General features: G+C 45.0%; 18 protein-coding genes. 10 read left to right on the forward strand and 8 right to left on the reverse strand.

The window, feature by feature from the left end; translation table 11 throughout:
- Positions 1-52: 52 nt before the first annotated feature.
- Together Q5866_RS05620 and Q5866_RS05625 are read left to right on the forward strand one after the other, a co-directional pair.
- Positions 53-1333 carry a thioredoxin fold domain-containing protein gene (locus tag Q5866_RS05620; protein ID WP_303179379.1) on the forward strand — a complete coding sequence of 427 codons (1281 nt, stop codon included), beginning with the start codon at positions 53-55 and terminating at the stop codon, positions 1331-1333.
- Positions 1330-4119: a pitrilysin family protein gene (locus tag Q5866_RS05625; protein ID WP_303179380.1), complete on the forward strand. Its 2790-nt coding sequence runs from the start codon at positions 1330-1332 to the stop codon at positions 4117-4119. The genes Q5866_RS05620 and Q5866_RS05625 overlap by 4 nt, the downstream gene beginning before the upstream one ends.
- A gap of 46 nt (positions 4120-4165) precedes the next feature.
- On the opposite strand, the gene Q5866_RS05630 is transcribed toward Q5866_RS05625, so the two are convergent.
- From Q5866_RS05630 to Q5866_RS05640, 3 genes are all read right to left on the reverse strand, one after another.
- Entirely contained in the window at positions 4166-4705 is a 540-nt protein-coding gene (locus Q5866_RS05630; protein WP_099293489.1) for an RNA polymerase sigma factor, read from the reverse strand.
- Positions 4706-4970: 265 nt separating this feature from the next.
- Complete coding sequence (locus tag Q5866_RS05635; RefSeq protein WP_303179383.1) at positions 4971-6962, reverse strand: hypothetical protein; 1992 nt, start codon at positions 6960-6962, stop codon at positions 4971-4973.
- A gap of 141 nt (positions 6963-7103) precedes the next feature.
- Positions 7104-7625, reverse strand: a complete 522-nt coding sequence (locus Q5866_RS05640; RefSeq protein ID WP_303179385.1) for a GNAT family N-acetyltransferase — start codon at positions 7623-7625, stop codon at positions 7104-7106.
- Between the two features lie 148 nt (positions 7626-7773).
- Between Q5866_RS05640 and miaA the strand changes: the two genes are divergently transcribed.
- Positions 7774-8706 (forward strand): tRNA (adenosine(37)-N6)-dimethylallyltransferase MiaA, encoded by a 933-nt coding sequence (gene miaA, locus Q5866_RS05645; protein ID WP_099293483.1) that lies wholly within the window; start codon positions 7774-7776, stop codon positions 8704-8706.
- Here miaA and Q5866_RS05650 read toward each other — a convergent pair.
- Entirely contained in the window at positions 8679-9251 is a 573-nt protein-coding gene (locus Q5866_RS05650; protein WP_141560992.1) for a hypothetical protein, read from the reverse strand. The two genes, miaA and Q5866_RS05650, sit on opposite strands and share 28 nt — an antisense overlap.
- Positions 9252-9311: 60 nt before the next feature.
- Positions 9312-10226, reverse strand: coding sequence for a site-specific tyrosine recombinase XerD (gene xerD / locus Q5866_RS05655; protein ID WP_186976398.1), 915 nt, complete (start codon positions 10224-10226; stop codon positions 9312-9314).
- Positions 10227-10477: 251 nt separating this feature from the next.
- Here xerD and aroQ point away from each other — a divergent pair, with 251 nt between their 5' ends.
- Both aroQ and pyk read left to right on the forward strand, forming a co-directional pair.
- Positions 10478-10897: a type II 3-dehydroquinate dehydratase gene (gene aroQ, locus Q5866_RS05660; RefSeq protein WP_186976400.1), complete on the forward strand. Its 420-nt coding sequence runs from the start codon at positions 10478-10480 to the stop codon at positions 10895-10897.
- 24 nt (positions 10898-10921) lie between these two features.
- Positions 10922-12322, forward strand: a complete 1401-nt coding sequence (gene pyk, locus Q5866_RS05665; protein ID WP_303179389.1) for a pyruvate kinase — start codon at positions 10922-10924, stop codon at positions 12320-12322.
- Positions 12323-12366: 44 nt separating this feature from the next.
- Here the strand turns inward: pyk and mscL are convergent, their stop codons facing one another.
- Complete coding sequence (gene mscL, locus Q5866_RS05670; protein WP_099293473.1) at positions 12367-12789, reverse strand: large-conductance mechanosensitive channel protein MscL; 423 nt, start codon at positions 12787-12789, stop codon at positions 12367-12369.
- Between the two features lie 143 nt (positions 12790-12932).
- Between mscL and Q5866_RS05675 the strand changes: the two genes are divergently transcribed.
- The 4 genes from Q5866_RS05675 (at position 12933) to Q5866_RS05690 (ending at position 16092) form a co-directional block, all read left to right on the forward strand.
- Positions 12933-13853: a cation diffusion facilitator family transporter gene (locus Q5866_RS05675; RefSeq protein WP_292266432.1), complete on the forward strand. Its 921-nt coding sequence runs from the start codon at positions 12933-12935 to the stop codon at positions 13851-13853.
- Positions 13850-14482: a DUF5715 family protein gene (locus Q5866_RS05680; RefSeq protein WP_099293469.1), complete on the forward strand. Its 633-nt coding sequence runs from the start codon at positions 13850-13852 to the stop codon at positions 14480-14482. The genes Q5866_RS05675 and Q5866_RS05680 overlap by 4 nt, the downstream gene beginning before the upstream one ends.
- A 91-nt stretch (positions 14483-14573) precedes the next feature.
- Positions 14574-15722 (forward strand): MFS transporter AraJ, encoded by a 1149-nt coding sequence (gene araJ, locus Q5866_RS05685; protein ID WP_303179394.1) that lies wholly within the window; start codon positions 14574-14576, stop codon positions 15720-15722.
- Between the two features lie 40 nt (positions 15723-15762).
- Positions 15763-16092, forward strand: a complete 330-nt coding sequence (locus tag Q5866_RS05690) for a CGGC domain-containing protein (protein ID WP_303179396.1) — start codon at positions 15763-15765, stop codon at positions 16090-16092.
- An 18-nt stretch (positions 16093-16110) separates the two neighbouring features.
- Here Q5866_RS05690 and Q5866_RS05695 read toward each other — a convergent pair whose 3' ends face one another.
- Positions 16111-17676 (reverse strand): ATP-binding protein, encoded by a 1566-nt coding sequence (locus Q5866_RS05695; RefSeq protein ID WP_303179398.1) that lies wholly within the window; start codon positions 17674-17676, stop codon positions 16111-16113.
- Positions 17677-18064: 388 nt separating this feature from the next.
- Positions 18065-18463 (reverse strand): helix-turn-helix domain-containing protein, encoded by a 399-nt coding sequence (locus tag Q5866_RS05700; RefSeq protein ID WP_227217787.1) that lies wholly within the window; start codon positions 18461-18463, stop codon positions 18065-18067.
- Positions 18464-18720: 257 nt separating this feature from the next.
- Between Q5866_RS05700 and Q5866_RS05705 the strand changes: the two genes are divergently transcribed.
- Positions 18721-18963: a hypothetical protein gene (locus Q5866_RS05705; RefSeq protein ID WP_099293457.1), complete on the forward strand. Its 243-nt coding sequence runs from the start codon at positions 18721-18723 to the stop codon at positions 18961-18963.
- The last annotated feature ends 16 nt before the right edge of the window (positions 18964-18979 follow it).

An 18979-nucleotide genomic window follows, 5' to 3' on the forward strand; every position in this document is an offset into this window, starting at 1 on the left:
AAAATAGGAGAGAGAAGATTGTCTTCTTTCTCCTTCTAAATATTTAATAGCAATGAGATATATAAAATTTAGTTTGGTGATCCTGTTTTTAGGATTGCTTGGGACGGTTTCTGCCCAAATTACTTTTTTCGAGGGGACATTTGAGGACGCTATGGCGAAAGCTAAAAAGGAGAAGAAAGAGCTTTTTGTCGATTTTTATGCCGATTGGTGTCAACCGTGTAAATTGATGGCAAGTGAGGTTTTTACATTGCCGGAAGTGGGGGAGTATTTCAATAAAAACTTTGTATCTATTCAGATGAATGTGGAGGCTCCGGAGAATAAGACGATCGTGCAGAAGTATAAAGTGGAAGTACTTCCCACGCTGTTGTTTGTAAACGGGAAAGGAGAAGTAGTCCGCACGATTAACGGGGTGATGGAGCCGGGGGCTTTATTACACGAGGCAAAAGTCGTACGAGGTGATGCTTTGAGTTTTGAGAAGTTGTACGAGAAAGTAAAGAAAGAGAAGAAAAATCTGGATTTGCGACAAGAGTTGCTTTTGCAGGCTCCTGTATTTATAGGTACTCAAGAAGGGTATAATCGTGAAAAGTGGGTTGTACGTATAGAGTCCCTTTTTGACGAGTACGTGAATAGCAAGAAACTGGAGAATATGGCAAACGAGGAGGATTTTTCTTTGTTGGTGATGTTCCATTCCAAGAAGGCGAAGAATGATTTTATTTTTGACGGGTTGGTGGCGAATTATGAGCAATATGTAGAAAAAGTTGGTAAAAGTGAGGTGGATAATTATATTATAGCGTTATTTAATGGGTATATTATATCTCTTTGCCGGGAGGGAAAGTCTGAGTATAAGCAGGAGTTAGAGCGATTGAACGGGGATTTGAATGTTGTTTACGGGAGCATCCCGTTTGGAAAGTTGTCGGCGTTCGAGGCGATTAATTTGTTGGCAGACGGGTATTATAATTTGAACCGGAAAAATACGGATGTTTTTTTCGAGAAGATGAATCAATATTTTGATGGGGCGGATACTGTTTTAACCGTGAACAATTACACGATGCCTGTTGAGGATTTGTTTACACTTTATCAAGGACGTTTACCGGAAGGCGCTTACCCACGGGTAATACCATGGTTGGAGAGAGCGTTGGCTTTCCCTTCGATAACCCCGCAGTTGAAAACCCGGGTGTTGTGTATTTTAGCGGATTGTTATAAAGAAACCGGGGATTTGTCAAAGGCAAAGCAATGTTTTAATCAGGCATTTATCGTGAGTGCGGAAATTGATAACGAGCAGATGAGATTGCAGTTACAGAAAATGATCCAGAGTAGATTGAATACATTATGAAGTGCGTAATAGTATTATTTTTGTTCCTTTCATGTTCTTGGGCTTTTGCTTTAGCCCAAGACAGTTCTTCTGTGTTTCGTCATGGAAAGTTGGGAAACGGGTTGACTTATTATATACGCCACACGGGAACGCAACCCGGATGTGCTGATTTTTATCTGATACAGAATGTCGGTTCGTTGATGGAAGAGGAGGAGCAGAACGGGTTGGCACATGTGCTGGAGCATATGGCTTTTCACGCCACGGAAAGTTTTCCCGATGGAGTTCCTGCTTTTTTAAAACGTAACGGAATTGCACTTTTTAATGCCAAGACGGGGTACGATGAAACGGTGTATAATATAAAGAATGTCCCTACGGCTTCCTCGGGATTGCTTGATTCGTGCGTGTTAGTATTGCGGGATTGGTCGGGTTTTTTGACGTTGAAACCGGAAGATATGGATCAGGAACGTAAGGTGATTCGGGAGGAGCGCCGCACGAGAATGACTGTGAGCAAAAGAGTGCAGAAAATGTCCGATCCTTATATGTACAATGGAAGTAAATACGCGACACATGATATTATCGGTTCGGTGGATGTCGTGCAGAATTTTACACCGGAGAAGTTGAAGGAGTATTATAAGGATTTTTATCGTCCGGATTTGCAGGCGGTGGTGATACTGGGAGATATTGACGTGAGCGGGATGGAGGCTGAAGTGAAGCGGTTGTTTAATCCTATTCCGAAAAGGAAGAACCCGAAAACTCGTGTCGTTTACGGGATAGAGGATAATGATGAACCTTTGTATGCGAAGTTGATAGACAAGGAAATTCCCAATAATTCGGTGATGCTGGTGAAGCGGATTCGGAAAGAGGCGGAGAGTACATTGGAAGCGATGTCGCGAGAGAGGTTGTTGCGTGATTTTTACAATCGGATTATGCGCGGTGCTCTTGCCGAGTACTTGCAGGTTGGAGATTCCTATATTTTAAATGCCGGTGTCGGTGTTTTTAATATGCAACGGAATTATGACGGGCTGAATATCGCCTTGACATCGTTGCCCGGAAAAGAGAAAGAGGCTTTACAGCAACTTTTGGACCAGATGGAATATGTACATCGCTTGGGTTTCACGGATGAGGTGTTGAAGCCTGCATTCGAGAGTTACCGGAGAGAAGTAAAGGCAAGCATGAATCAGGAGAATAATATCCCTAATGATGTGTTTCTTCAGATTTATAAAGATCATTTTTTGCTTGGGAAGCCGCTGTGCAGTGTGGATGAAAAATTGGCAGCCTTATCGGGGGTTCTTGATACGCTGTCGGCTAAAACTTTTCAAGCATGGATATCCAAGTGGGATGATGGTAAAAATTGGGTTTTCCTGATGCAAGGTAGCGATTCCACGTATACTTTTCCGAGTGTGGCGGAGATAAAGGGAATGATTGCTCAGTCCCGTTCGCTTGAAATGGAAGAGAAGCAAGTTGAATTGCAGGTGATGGATGGCAATACCGAGTTGGTTGATTTTGAAATTCAAGGCGGACGAGTTGTAAAAGAGAGGAAATTAAAGGATTTGGATGCGGAAGAGTGGGTTTTAAATAATGGGGCAAAAGTGTATTATAAATATACAGACGGGGATAGGGGAACTTTTAACCTATTGGCTGGAAGTGTCGGCGGACGTTCTTTGCTGGCGGCAGAGGATTTGCCTTCGGCGGATGCTTTGTCCGCGTTAGTTTTAGAATCCGGTTTGTACAAGTATGATATGCAGACGCTAAAATATTTGATGAAGGATCGCACGGTAAATATGAACGTTTCTTTGGATGAACGTGCTGAAAGTATTAGTGTTTCGGCGGTATTGAAAGATGCTGATTTCGCTTTTCAGTTGTTTTATTTGGCAATGGAGCACCCGAGATTCGACCGGATAGTTTTTGATCGCTTTGTAACGGTTGGTCAAATGACTCAGTCTAACGCTCGTCGAACGATGAATGATACGATCCGAGAGGTGCTTGGTGCAATCCGGCGAGTGGAATCACCGCGTCTTTGGAAAAAGGATTCGGTTTACTATGCCGCAATGGAGTATGACCGAATGATTCGGATTTATCAAGATCGTTTCCGGGATGCATCCGATTTCGTATTTTATCTGGTGGGAGATATCAAACGGGAAGAGGCTCAAGAATTAGTGGCTAAATACATCGGGGCACTCCCGTCTATTTACCGGAAAGAGAAAGCGGTGGATTATAATTATAATCGTCTGGGGAATATTACCGAGGACGTGGAGGTTGATATGCCCGATGAAAAATATATGGTAAGTATAGAGTTTCAGAATACATTAAAAACTCGTCCGATAGATGAAGTGTGTATGCATGTACTGAAATTGTATTTCCAATATTCGTTGCAGGATAAAATCCGGGGTGAGCAAGGGGCTGCTTATGGTGTTCAGGTTTTAGGAGGAACGACGACTTCTCCCCATTGTTTGCAAGAATTATTTATCCGCTTTGCGACTTCATTGGATAAAGGACCGCAGATGAGGGCACTTGTTCATGAACAGGTGCGGGAATTTCTGGAAAAAGGACTGTCGGAAGAAGCTGTGGAAGATTTTGTTCTAGCTATAAAGAAGGAGAAGAAGGCTGCGGATGATGCCGTTTATAACACGATTGCTTTCTGGACGGAGAATCTTCAATTTTATAATAAAACAGGGAAAAGAATGGATTCACCTTATTATTTTGAATCGTTTATTGATAGAATAAAAGCTAAAGATGTGTTGTCTTTTGCCCGTAAGTTTTTTGGTAGTGCACAGTGTGTTGATTTAGTCATTAAGTCGAGAAAGTGAGTAGAGAGGTCGCCCGGGTACGTTTTTTCCGTTCGGGCGGCATTCTTTATTTGTTTTTTAAATGTTTCCGGAGAAATTTCAATCCCCTGCTTTTTTGGACTTTTACCGTGTTTATGCTGATTCCTAATTTTGCGGCAATCTCTTTGCCGGATAGTCCGGCGATACTCAGTTCTATGATTCTTTTTTGCATGGGTGGCAGTTTTTCTATATACGCGTGCAAATGTCTGATGATTTCGACTTGAACGGTTTTGAGTAAGAAATCCAGCGGAAACTCTTCCGGGTAGTGTTCTTGTTTCATTTTGTTTAAAATATGGTATTGATTTCTCTTGTCACGAATGAAAATCAGTGAATTACGATATGTTGACTTGTAGAGATAACTTAATAATTCCCGAGAGGTCGGGAATCGGGTATCTGTATACCATATATTAATGAAGAGGTCTTGTACAATATCTTTTGCGTCGTCAAAGTTGTTGACGATTGTTTCCGAATAGGTACATAACGCTTTGTAACAGATGGTATAGAGTTGTTTCCAACTCTTTTCTTCCCTGTTATTTATCCCCTCTAAAATCAAATCAAGTTCTTCCATCACAAATTTGTCGCATCCGATAAAAGAATGTACTATACCACGGAAGTGGAAAGGTCATTCTTGTGCATAATAAATTTAGATATAATGATTCGGGAAAGAGTGGCTTATTTGGAGTATTTTCCGACGGGGAAGTGGTGTTGTTCGTAACCTTATGGGGGATGGTTCTGGCTATCGTAACTTTATATGTTCGCCTTCGGCGAGTTGCAGGTTGCTTCTCTGACGTTTAAGCCTTGAAACCTGTAACTCGCCGAAGGCGATTTAGAGTTTATTTCTTTATTGCTTTTTGTAAAGCGTGTACCAGAGGTTCCACGCTTAGAGGGCTACCCGTGGCTTGGATCATCCATTCGTTCGGGGTGAGGCGTCCCAAGCGATAGATGCGGTCTACTTCTTGGGCAAAGTTTTTGCCGTTAAGATAGTCTTCCAATTGAAATTCGATGATTTGTCCGAAAGCGTAGGCGGATAGATACAGCGGGTAGCTGATCATGTGCGAATAGATTGCCAGTACGGTTTCGTCTTTTTTACCGAAGACGGGAGCGTAGTATTTATTCCATATCTCTTTTGATAGTGTGATTGTGGCTTCTTTGAGTTGTTCCGCCGTGGCATCGGGATGGGCGTACATCCATTCCCACACGGAGATGTCGAGCATGGAAACACCCATGATCTCGTACAGGCTCCAGAACTTGTCGAGGATGTCCATTTTGTCTTTTTCCGGATCGTTGTTCTCAATACCAAGAAGTTGTAAATCCCGTTTCTGGAACACGAAAGCGAGGGCTTCCGTGAAAGCCGTGTTAGGGACTCCTGCCATCATGAAATTGTCCACGTTATACATGGAGATCGTTTGCTCCACGTTATGCCCGAACTCGTGTACGGCGATGTTGTATCCCTTGTAGTTCATTCCCTCGGAAGGAATACGGGTGCGGAGATGGGATTGTTGACCTTTCATGGCGGCTCCCCACGCGTGACCGGAGCCGCGGGCTGCATCCACGGCAATCTTGTCGCATATCTCGTTCGCCCGCTCCGGGGTAAAGCCCAAATGGATTAACAGAGAGGGAAGTCCTGCCTTGAATGCCCCGGCATCGGGATACAGTTTTTGTATTTGCGCATCCAGTTTGGTTTCATCCAGATTGCTGCGGGGTTTAAAACCGTCGTACCATATATCATAGGCTTCCAACTTTCTTCCCAAACGTTTGGAGATAATTTTGCCGACCTCTTTTAATTCTGGGGAGGTGAGAAATTGATTGAACAGAGCTTTCACGTCTTCCACGGAAACCTCCATTTCTCCGGAGAATTTACGGTCGATAAAGTTCTTTCCGGCGTAAGGATCTATGGCTTGCATGGCGTGGAAGTTATTCAACATCCGTTGGTAACGTTCCGTGCCTTCCGGTGTCCCGGTGGCGGATTGCCCGTTTTGAGCGAGAGTGTTCGTGTAAGGATTCCAGTCGTAAGCACCGGAATTGATCACTTGTGTCGGGATTTCTTGGGATATGATACGCTTCATTACCTCGTACACCGTACGTTGTTTGTCCAGTCCCTCTTTTCCTTTGTTGTAATTGGCTTTGATTTCATCCCGTAAATTCCAGTGGGTAAGTAGTATTTTGTCTTCCGGGAATAGTTTTTGCCCCTTGGGATTCAACACATGTCCCATGTAGATGTTATAGCTGGAAATATAGACGTCGGCGTCGCTTTCCGCTTTGGCTCCTGCTTGCAGTAGTTCGGCGGGTACTCTCTCCGTGAATACGTCACCCAGACGGGCGTATGCCCATGCCGTGCGGTCTGTACCCAGTTTCTCCTTGTCCTGCAAGGGAACTTCCGGGAAGTTGAGGGCGATGATGAACCCGATCTTGTTGTTGTAAAAATCGTTGATGAGGTGTGCCCCCGGACTGTATGCCCCGAACATGGGGTCGATGTCATGAAGAGGGCCGTTATCTTGGTGCAGGTTCAACTGCAACTGGAGCGATATCTCGTTGAAATGCCCCCAGAGGGCTTCAAAATAATGACTTACTTTTTGGAATACTTGTTCCTTTTCTGCCGCGGTAGTGATATAGTTATTCACGCAAAACTCTTGAAATTCTGTATCCGTCCCATCTTGCGTCTGCCAAAGGTGTGCCGTTTGACGCACTCCGGCTTCGATGAGAGTTTTATCGGTACCGCCTTTGGTTTGAATGGCGTTGATCGTGGCTTGTATTGTTTTCTCCGGAATCTCGGCTTTTGCGATAAGCCCTGTAAATAAACATACCAATAATAAAGAGTGTTTCATGATAATGGGTTTATAAGGTTTGTAAAGTTTATAAGGTTCATAAAGTGGTTTTCTTGACTTTATAAACTTTAGCTCCCGCAAGGGATACTTTATGAACTTTATAAACTAAGAGAGGCTGTCATAAACAGCCTCTCGTCTGGTTTATTGATTTAGTAGTTGGAAATATACAATATCTTCCCACCCGTTACCCCGGCGCAGCCAGTTTTTGCGGTAACCGGTTTGCACGAAACCGAGTTTCTCGAATAGTTTCCGGCTGCCGATGTTGCCACTAGGCACGCTACTGTATATCTGATTCAGTCCCAGCGTTTCGAAACAGTAGTCTATCATTAGGCGGATAGCAGAAGTAGCGAATCCTTGTTTCTGGTTTTCGCTGTCGTGAATCATGATACCGATACCTGCACGTTGGTGATAAGGATCGAAGTCGTAAAGATCGACTAATCCTACACGCGTTTGGGGGTCAATCCGTTCTATCATCAAGCGTAATTGCTTGGTGGTATAGATATCCAGATGGCACGTTTCAATGTATTTTTTTAACGTGAATATAGAGAATGGGGTGAGTGTATCACTGACTTCCCATAAATCCATATCGTTCTCCCACTTGTACAAGTATTCCAAGTCCTCCGGTTCGAGGGCTCTCAAGCGAATAGTGTCATCCTTTACCATAGTTGTTGTATAATTTTCGTGTATAAGTTCATTTTATCGCTTCCAAATATAGCAATTTCCCGCTTTGGTTGTTGTTAAATCAAGGAATAAATTAAAAAATATTACCTTTGTCAGGTTAAGAATCAAGAATTGTAATAGCTCGTAGTTCATGTATAATTTATTATCTATCGTGGGAGCGACCGCAACGGGGAAAACAGCTTTGGCTGTACGGTTGGCGGCGGAATTGAAGGGTGAAATCATATCGGCGGATTCTCGGCAGATTTACCGGGGAATGGATATCGGTACGGGGAAGGATTTGGGAGAATATGTTTACGAGGGGCAGCCGGTGCCTTTCCATCTGATTGATATCGCGGATGCAGGTTTCCGTTTTAATCTTTTCATGTACCAGCAGGAATTTCTGAAGGTATGGAATGATTGTCGGAGTCGGGGAGTGTTTCCCGTGATGTGCGGGGGAAGCGGCTTGTACGTGGAGTCGATATTGAAAGCGTATCGCATGACTCCGGTTCCGGAGAATCCGGAATTACGGGCACGTTTGTCCGGGAAGTCTTTACCGGAGTTGGCAGAATTACTGGCGTCTTATCGCGATCTGCATAACACGACGGATACCGATACCGCCAAACGGGCTATCCGGGCTATAGAGATCGCGGAGTATTATAAAACACATGAACCGGTGAAAGGCGAGTTCCCCGAAATTCAATCGCTGGTTGTTGGGGTGTTGTTCGACCGGGAAAGTCGCCGTCAACGAATCACGGAGCGGCTGCACGCGCGTTTGCAATCCGGCATGGTGGAGGAAGTGAAAGGATTACTGGATAGCGGTATTAAACCGGAGGATTTGATTTATTACGGTTTGGAATACAAGTATCTCACTCTTTATCTTACCGGAGAATTGAGTTATGACGATATGGTGGAGCAATTGAATATCGCTATTCACCAATTTGCCAAACGCCAGATGACTTGGTTTCGCAAGATGGAACGCGACGGTTTTGATATTAAATGGCTCGACGGCAATATGCCGCTTGACGAGAAAGTCGGGCAGGTGATGGAGTGGATGAATCAGTGCCCGTCGCAACCGCAATGGTGATCATGGTGGTGATGGTCGTCATTCTCGTCCTCTTCTTCATCGTCGTGGCGAAGTAGTTCTTCGAGGTGCAGGAGCGTGTCTTCCAGCAGGAAATTCTTGTTTTCATCACTGTTTGCTTGGAGGCGTTTGATGGCGATATGTATTTTTTCTTCGGGGATTTTACCTCCTAGATTTTCGATTACGGTGGAGGCTTCCAGTGCCGTGATAAAGTCTTCGTTTAATAACATGTCCACGAATACATCAAGGTATTCAGAGAAATCAATGGCGGATTCCCAACAAATACGCAGGAGGTTTGCTTTCCCCGACTCGCTTGTCGTGTTGATAAGTTTGTCCATCAAAATGGTTTTGAAGTCGGAATCTTTCACGTCTGAAAGTAATGACGTGATGTTTGTTATTACGGTTGTATCTTGACTGCGTAATAGAATATCCAGCAATTCCGACGCGATAGAGATATCGCCTTCTTGTTTGATTTGCTCGATGGCACTTTTCACGACTTCCATGTCGCTATCTGCCAATTGCTTTAGTATATCTTGTTTATTTTCCATATTGTCCTTATATATAAAAATGTATCCGATACTCGGAAGTATCGGATACAAATATAAGGATCATTTACGGGATTTCTTCGCTCTGGGGTGGAAATTTGTAACCGTGTCCCGGGTGAAGTTGTTATCCAAATGCGTGTAAATTTCTGTTGTTAAAATAGATTCGTGTCCCAACATATCCTGCACCGTACGAATGTCCGCACCACCGTTCACGAGGTGGGATGCAAACGAGTGACGGAAGGTATGGGGTGATACGACCTTGCTCAATCCTGCACGGCGAGCCGTTTCTTTGATGATATTGAAGATCATCACGCGGGAGAGGGCTTTTCCCATCTTGTTCAAGAACAGGATGTCCTCGTGTCCTCTCGCTTTTTTCATTTTATCCCGGTCTTTCTTTAGATAGCAACGAATCTCGTCTTTAGCTCTTGCTCCCAGCGGAACAATCCGTTCCTTGTTGCCTTTTCCCTCGATTTTGATGTATCCGGTGCGGAAATTGATCTGGGAGAGTTTCAAATTCACGAGTTCGGATACTCGCAAGCCGCAAGAATAAAGAGTTTCCAGAATTGCTTTATTGCGTTGACCTTCTTGTTTGTTCATGTCGATACTGTCGATCATCGCTTCGATTTCCTCAACGCTTAGTATGCTTGGAAGCGAACGTCCGATTTTCGGGGAGTCCAAAGAAGTTGCCGGGTTAAGTCCGATAGTCCCGTCGTACAGCAAGTATTTGAAGAAAGATTTTATACTCGAAATACTTCGCGCTTGCGTGCGAGGGGTAACCCCGGTATCTTTCAATACCATGAGAAATTCGTTCAATACATTATAAGACGCCTCTTTTGGATCTAATGGAGGAGTCAATTTTTCGCAATAAGCTGCTAACTTTCTGATGTCGTTCAGATAGGCCTCTACCGAATTTGGAGATAGCGATTTTTCTAAGACCAAATATGTCCGAAAACTATCTATCGTTTCGTTCCAAGTCATGTTTAACCGTGTTACAATATAAATAATACAAATTCTAATTCACCACTTTCACCTATATAAAGAGAACTATATAAGTTTTCGCCAGCTAAAGATAGAAGTTTTTTTCGTGACTTGTAACACTTTTGTCGAGTTTAACGTAAAAAAAATCCATGAAGGCTTTTGTAATAAAAATTTAATTGCCGAAATGCGGCACGCGGAATCCCCGTTCGTCGTTTTTTTGTTAATTTCGCGAAAGATTAAAAACAAATGTTATGAAGGTATTGATTTTAAATGGACCGAATCTCAATTTGTTGGGTGTCAGAGAAAAAAGTATTTATGGAGAAACTTCTTTCGATGATTATCTGGCGGGGTTGAGAGAGTTTTACAAGATGGTTGAGATCGATTATTACCAGTCTAACGTGGAGGGGGAGTTGATTAATAAAATTCATGAGGTGGGCTTCGCGTGTGACGGTATTATTCTCAATGCAGGGGCTTACACGCATACTTCGATAGCTATCGCGGACGCTATTTCGGCTATTTCATGCCCCGTGATTGAGGTGCATATCTCGAATACGGCGAAACGGGAGCCTTTCCGGCACGTTTCTTACTTGACGGCTGTTTGCCGGGGGGTGATTGCCGGATTCGGTTTGAAATCTTACGAGTTGGCGTTGCAGGCTTTATTGGACGAATGATTTTTTAGATTTATAATATAGAATATGAAGAAGACAAAGATTGTGGCTACCATATCCGACAAGAGATGTGATGTGGAGTTTTTGGAGAGTTTATACCGCGCGGGGATGAATGTCGTGCGGTTGAATACCGCTCACCAAGATATCGAGCAGGCGTTGAAGGTAGTGGAAAACGTTCGGAAAGTTTCTGACGATATAGCCATATTGATCGATACGAAGGGACCGGAAGTACGCACCATGTTGATGGACGACCCCATGCACGTGGACCGGGGAGAAACGGTTTACCTGACCGGTGATCCGGAGTTGAAGATGGAAGGTAAATTAATTCATGTTTCCTACCCGTATTTTGCGGAAGATATAAAGGTGGGGGACAAGGTGCTGATTGACGACGGGGACGTGGAACTTGTGGTCGTGGAAAAACATCACCACAGTTTACAGATGATGGCGACGAACGAGGCTACAATCAAGAACCGGAAAAGCGTGAACGTGCCGGGGGCTTCGTTGAAATTACAATCTTTAAGTGATAAAGACCGGGCTTTTATTGATTTCGCGGTGGATAATCATTTGGATTTTATCGCCCACTCTTTCGTGCGCAACAAGGAAGACGTGATGGCTGTACAGGCGATACTGGATGCCCGTGACAGTAAAATCAAGGTGATTGCCAAAATAGAGAATCAGGACGGAGTGGATAATATAGACGAGATTCTGGATTATGCCTATGGGGTAATGGTTGCCCGCGGGGATTTGGGAATCGAGATCGAGGCGGAGAAGATACCGAAGATTCAGCGATATATCGTGAAGAAGTGTATCGAGAGCAAGAAACCTGTGATTATCGCCACGCAGATGTTGCACACGATGATCGAGCATCCCAGACCTACGCGGGCGGAGATCAGTGATATCGCCAACGCTGTCTACATGGGTACCGATGCTATCATGTTGAGCGGTGAAACGGCTTACGGGGCATACCCGGTGGAGGCAGTAACCGTGATGCGGGAAGTGGCGGAGGAGAACGAGGGTACTGTGCCGCCGGATGCCGGGAGGAGTCTGGTACGTATCAATAATGAGATTACCGCGGCGTTAGCCCGTTCTGCGGTGAAAACGGCTTTGATGCTGCCCATTAAGGCTATCGTGGTGGATACTTTGTCCGGTCGTACGGCACGTTACCTGTCGGCTTTCCGGAGTGATCTGCCCGTGTATGCCCGTTGCTATAACGAGCGGGTGATGCGGGAATTGGCATTGTCTTTCGGTATATATCCTTATTACACGGAAAAACCGATGTCCCGTGATGAGTTTATGAACGACCTTCCCGAAATGTTGATGAAGCAGGGTATCAAGGACGACGATTATGTCGTGGTTGTCGGCGGTAGTTTCGGACGGGGAAAGGGAGCTTCGTTTATTGAAGTTTGTAAGATTGGAGAAATAAGATAAGACAAAAAGAGAGCCGACTTAAAAAAGCCGGCTCTCTTTTTGTCTTATTTCTTTTCTTTCAGTATATCTCTGATTTCGGTTAGTAATGTTTCTTCTTTCGTGGGGGCGGGAGGTGCCGCGGGGGCTTCTTCTTTCTTTGTCCGTAAATTATTCATGAACTTGATAGCGATAAAGATGGAGAAAGCGATGATCAAAAAATCGAGCGTTGTCTGTATAAAATTACCATAATTAACGGTGACAGCCTCGATCATTTTCCCGGTCGCCTCGTCCGTGTGGGCGTGTTTTAGCACGATGTGCAGGTTCGTGAAGTTAATACCGCCGATCAACATACCCACGAGAGGCATGATGATATCACTGACAAGAGAGGATACAATTTTTCCGAACGCACCACCGATAATGATACCGACTGCCATATCCACCACGTTCCCTTTCAGGGCAAATGCTTTGAATTCATCCAAGAGTTTCATATTTCGATATTTTTTTGGTTATATAATTTGTGTATTTGAACGGTTAAACTCTCAAAATGTTGTAAAACTACATGAATTATTTTTATCTGCGTAGAAATGAAGGGAGAATTTTGCATTATTATTGTAATTTTGTGAGGGTAAAAATGGATGTAATGGAAGAGAAAAATAGGGAAAAGCAAATATATAGGGTCACTATTGTCGGTTCGATAGCGAATTTCGGGCTTTTGGTTTTCAAGTTCGTGGCAGGGATACTCGGGAAGAGTAGCGCCATGATTGCCGATGCCGTGCATTCCCTTTCCGATTTCATCACGGATATTATTGTTTTGGTATTTGTCAAAGTTTCTGCCAAACCGAAAGATACCGGACACGATTACGGGCACGGGAAGTATGAAACGCTTGCCACGGCAATCATCGGTTTGGTGCTGTTAATGGTCGGGACGGGGATTTTCTGGAGTGGATTAAGCAAGATTATTGCCGTTTCAAAAGGTGAGGAGATCGGGAGTCCCGATATGATCGCTTTCATCGCGGCAATTGTTTCAATCGTGGTAAAGGAGGTGCTTTATCGCTATACCGCGATCGCGGGGCGGCGGGTGCAGAGTCAGGCGGTGGTGGCCAACGCGTGGCATCATCGTTCGGATGCTTTCTCTTCGATCGGTACGGCTTTAGGTATTGCCGGGGCTATCTTTCTGGGGAAGGATTGGCATATTCTTGACCCGATAGCGGCGGTGATCGTGAGTGTTTTTATCGTGAAAGTATCCATCCAATTGCTGATTCCCTGTATGAATGATCTGCTGGAACGTTCGTTACCGGAGGAAGTCGAGAAAGAAATTATTACTATTATAAATAAAGATCCACAGGTGAAAGATCCGCACAATTTGCGTACTCGTCGTATCGGTAACGATTTTGCAATCGAGGTGCATATCCGGGTGCTGCCGGATATGACGGTTCGGGAGGCGCACGTGGTGGCCACGGGCATCGAGAACCGTTTGCGTGAAAGGTACGGGAAGCGTACTCATGTGGCGGTACACGTGGAACCTGTGAAAAATGGAAAGATTGAAGAATGAGAAGAATCGTGTGGTGGTATGTCGCGGTGTGTTGCGTGGCGGTATTATTCGGGGCTTGTAAGGAGGAACAGAAAAGCAAACGCCCCTTCGTGTATTTCACAAATTATCAGCGTACTTTTAATGATCTGAATGATCGGCATCTGTCCTCTGCAAAACGCTTGGGGATAACTCCCTTGACTTCATCGGGGGAGTTGAGTAAAGCCGACAGGACGCTGAAAGAGATAAAGACTTGTAGCTTGTTCAAAGTCGACAAGCTCACGCACTCCGAGCCTTATCTGGTGCCGGAGGCTTGTGAGTTGCTGGGAACGATAGCCCGTAATTTTAAAGATTCGCTTTACCAAAAGGGCTTGCCTGCGCATAGTATTGTCGTGACCAGCGTGTTGCGCACGGGTTCGAGCGTGAAGAATTTGCGGAAAAAGAACATTAACGCCAGTGCCAACTCTGCCCACGTGTACGGTACCACGTTTGATATCGCGTACGCCCGTTTTGAAAAGGACGGACGAAAAGATGCCCCCGGGGATAAATTGAAGAGCGTGCTGGCAGACGTGTTGCAGGATTTGCGCTTGCAGAAGAAATGCTACGTCCGTTACGAGTATAAGCAGGGGTGTTTCCATATCACGGTACGATGAGGTTTGAATGTTAATATTACTTATTTCTGCATTAAGACAGTCACACGATCTTTGAAAATTTCGTATGACTTCTGTTTATAAAAGGAAGTGTATGAAAAAGAGTCTTGTTGCTTTGGCATTCGGAACCTTAGGGTTGGGTATTGCCGAGTTCGTGATGATGGGAATATTGCCCGATATCGCCGCCGATATGCATATTAGCATCGCTACTGCCGGTCATTTGATATCCGCGTACGCGTTAGGTGTTTGTGTGGGTGCGCCCGTGCTGATACTGGCACGGAAATATCCGTTGAAACATATATTACTGGGATTGGTGGTAATGATTATGCTGGGAAATACTTGCGCGGCCTTGGCTCCTAATTATTGGGTGATGTTGTTTGCCCGCTTTCTGTCCGGGTTGCCTCATGGGGCTTATTTCGGGGTGGCTTCTATCGTGGCGGAGAAACTTGCCGACAAGGGGAGAGGCTCGGAAGCGGTTTCTATCATGATCGCGGGTATGACCATCGCGAATCTGTTCGGGGTCCCTCTCGGAACGGCGTTGAGTGCATCCATTTCATGGCGGTTGACGTTCGGGCTTGTCGGTTTTTGGGGAATACTTATTTTGTACTTTATATGGCGCTGGGTGCCGCAAGTGGAAGGTGTACCGGATACCGGGCTGCGGGGACAATTCCGTTTTCTGAAAACTACTGCCCCTTGGTTACTGTTGGGAGCGACGTTGTTAGGCAACGGTGGTACTTTCGCGTGGTATAGTTATGTCACCCCTCTCTTGACACACGAGGCGGGCTTCCCCGCTCACACGATTACATTTCTGATGATATTGGCAGGATTCGGTATGGTTGTCGGAAATCTCATGGGCGGGCGACTTGCCGATCGCTACACGCCGGGAAAGGTGGCTGCCGTTGCGCAGGGCACGATCGGGTTAAGTTTGCTGTTAATCTTTTTCTTTGCCGGGATGTCATGGGTGGCTGTGATACTCATGTGCGTGTGTACGGCTTGTTTGTTTGCCGTGTCCAGTCCGCAACAGGTATTGCTGATTCGTTACTCGAAAGGAGGCGAGATGTTGGGTGCTGCCAGCGCGCAAGTCGCTTTCAACTTGGGAAACGCCATCGGGGCATACGCCGGGGGCTTGCCGTTGCAGGCAGGACTCGATTATCGCTATCCCGCTTTGGTCGGGGTTCCTTTTGCCGTGGTAGGTTGTCTTCTTCTCGTGATATTCTCCTGGAAATTCGAGCGGCATTCTTGAATGTTATATTATCTTTGTGGGATAATATAAATCACGGAATATGAAAGTAGGAATTATTCGTTGTCAGCAGACGGAGGATCTTTGTCCCGCCACCACTTGTATCAAGTGTGCTTCGGGAGGAAAATTGGCGTTCGAGGGTGTAGGGCCTTCCGAGATCGTGGGTATCGTATCTTGTGGCGGTTGTCCCGGTAAACGGGCGGTGAGTCGTGCGAAGATGTTGGTTGACAGGGGGGCTGAGGTGATCGCTTTGGCGTCATGTATTTTTAAAGGAACACCCATCGGGTTCTCGTGTCCCCATGCTGCACAGATGAAAGCGGCTATCGTGCGGAAGGTGGGGGAGAACATTCAAGTGCTGGATTACACGCATTGAGAATGAAATCCGCGGCATTCAAGCGTTGACTTTCCATGTCCCTATATTCCGTTCGGTAGCAATAAATTCCACGCCCACTTTCACGAGTTCACGTCCGTCGGCAGAGTAAGGAATAAGATACCCCCGGTCGTCTATTTGCGCGAGGGCTTCCTCTACCGTGCCATCGAGTTTGAACTCGAACACGTAAATATATTTTGGCGTTTTCACTACGGCGTCCGCCCGTCCTTTGGCACTCCGTACTTCTGCATCGGTGAATTGTCCCATTAACTTGAACACGAGGTAGAACACTACTTGGTAATGTCGTTCCGTCCGCTCGTTCAACTCGTAAGGGAAGTCCGCGAAGAATGCACGTAAGCGGGTCATGAAGGCATCGACTTGCCCTTTTTCCAATTCCTGCACGAACTTGCCTATGTGAAACCCTTTTTCTTCGTCCGGTATAGACGTGTAATACGGCACGAGGAAGTTTATGAAACCATATCTCACCTCTTCGTTGGGGAACGCGAGTCTGTATTCATGAAAACGTTCGTCGTAATCCTTTATCGTCAGGTATCCGCTTTGGTATACCAACGGGATGGGATTATTCATGTTCACCCGGTATTCAGTGAATGCCGATTCCGGTACATTTACCCCGTCAATTAATTCTCGGATGTCAAAATCACTCTTTTTCAATAATTCCACGAGGAATGTCGGAGTGCCCGTGTGAAACCAATAATTGCCGTATTCCAGTTTGCTGAAACAACTCAACACGCTGAACGGGTTGAACATTCCGGCTCCTTGCGGGTGGAAGTGATATCCGTCATACTGGGCTTCCATTTTCGCCAGTGCTTCTGCCGGGGAAAGATTGTTCCTTTCGGCGAGAGCCTTGATTTCCGGTTGGAAATCCCGTTCCAGTTCTTCTTTGGTGATACCGCAAATAGAGGAATACGCGTAGTCCATGCTAATATCGTTCAACTGGTTGAGATCGCTGAACACGCTCTCTTGGGCGAATTTTGTCACCCCGGTGAGGAACACGAACCGCAAGTAGCGATCGGCACTCTTGAGTACCTCGTAAAACGCTTTCAGCGTATCGCGGTAATATTCCAGCAACAGCATATTTCCTAGAGCCTGCAAAAGAGGCTTGTCATATTCGTCGACGAGCACGACCACCCCTCGTCCCGTCTGTTCGCATGCCCGGCGGATTACTCCGGCGAAACGACGGGAACGAGTCGTTTCATCCTCTCCTTTCCCATGCACGGATTCCCACTGTGTTAGGTGGTTACTTAGCATAGCGTCTAACGCTTCCGGTCGGTCGTATTTCTCTGCATTCAAGTCGAGATGTAGCACGGGATGCACGTTCCACTCGTTTTCCAGTTGTTCTGCCGCTAGTCCTTCAAATAACTCTCTTTTCCCCTCGAAATATGCCTCGAACGTTGACAATAAAAGGCTTTTCCCGAAACGCCGCAGGCGGCTCAAGAAGCAAGGGGCGCTCTTTGCCGCAATTTGCCACATTAGCGCCGTTTTGTCAACGTACAAGAAGTTCTCTCTTCGTATTTTCTCGAATGTCTGTATCCCCACGGGGAGTTTTCTCATTAGGTTCACGTCCATGTTATACTGTTTCGCATCTACACAAAGGTAGGAATAACAATTGAAAATTGAAAATGAAAAGATTCGTTCAATAAAGGGGGGGAAGTCAATTTCTTCTAAAAACTCCTCCGTCTGCTTCGCATCCAAGTGAGCCCGGAAACCGGTCTCGAACCAGCTCCCGCTCGGCAAACCGAGAGCAAGCTCTCTTTCTGCCCTCGCTTACTCGCTGGTTTCCTCTATAAACAGAGGAGGAGCTGGTGACTTTTACCGAAAACGGTAAGTAATTCAACTCTCCCTCTGTTTATAGAGGGAGTACCCCGAAGGGGGGAGGGAGTTTTTAGAAGAAAAGACTTTTAACACATCCTCGCCAGAATACTGCACAAGGGAAGTAGAGGGAATGTTTTGGGTGTTATTTCTTCTCTTGTAGTGCTTCTTGTAATAATTTTACTTTTTCTTGTTCGGCTTTCAACATACGTTCGTAAAGTTCTACAACTTTATCTATAGGGTTAAAAGTACATTGAAAATGATTAAGTGCTGCAGCTTCATCATGAAAAGTGTTCGCAATTATATTAACTGCTGCTTCGTCGGTCAAGTTTTTTATAGCTTCTACCGGAATCTTCAGAATTTCTGCAACTTTATTCAAAGTTTCATCGTCAATTTCTTCCTTCTGTTCCAATTTCGATACAGCTTGCTGAGTCATGTTTAATTCTAAAGCAAGTGTTTCCTGTTTTATTCCGAGAATATCCCTGTATCGTTTGATATTCTTCCCTTGGTGTGCTTTCGGCATAGTGATCGTATTGGTATCCATATTTAAAGTATAAAATTATTAACAAAATTGCAGATTGTAAAGATACAAATCTATTTTATTTTACAACTATCGGGTTGTATTTTACAACGGTTGATTGTTAAATACTCTCCTAATTCTTCCCTTCTTTGCCATAAAATCAATCTTATGCAAAGTAACGGAAAAAAGAAGATTAAGCCAAAAATTCGGGCAAGGACTTTCATTGATATTGAAGCAATTTAGATTTTGTCCTCTTTATCAATTTAAAATCTTTATTCACGATGGATTACTACAAAAGTGAAATAGCTTATTTGGTTTCTTTAATAATGCAACTTAAAGCTTGTGCGCCACAAAGCGTGATAGACAGACTAGGTATTCAAAAAGCAGAGAAATACCTTGACCGACCGGAGATTGCAGATTGGGATTGGGAAGATGAAACCTCGGAGAATCAATTTCTTTTTCTGACCTTTCTACAAGTCAATATTTGTATTTGCGAGATGGCTTTAGAACAGTTCAAAGATTGATGGTCTACATTTTGAT

It is taken from the genome of uncultured Butyricimonas sp., assembly GCF_959596855.1.
Taxonomy (GTDB): domain Bacteria; phylum Bacteroidota; class Bacteroidia; order Bacteroidales; family Marinifilaceae; genus Butyricimonas; species Butyricimonas muris.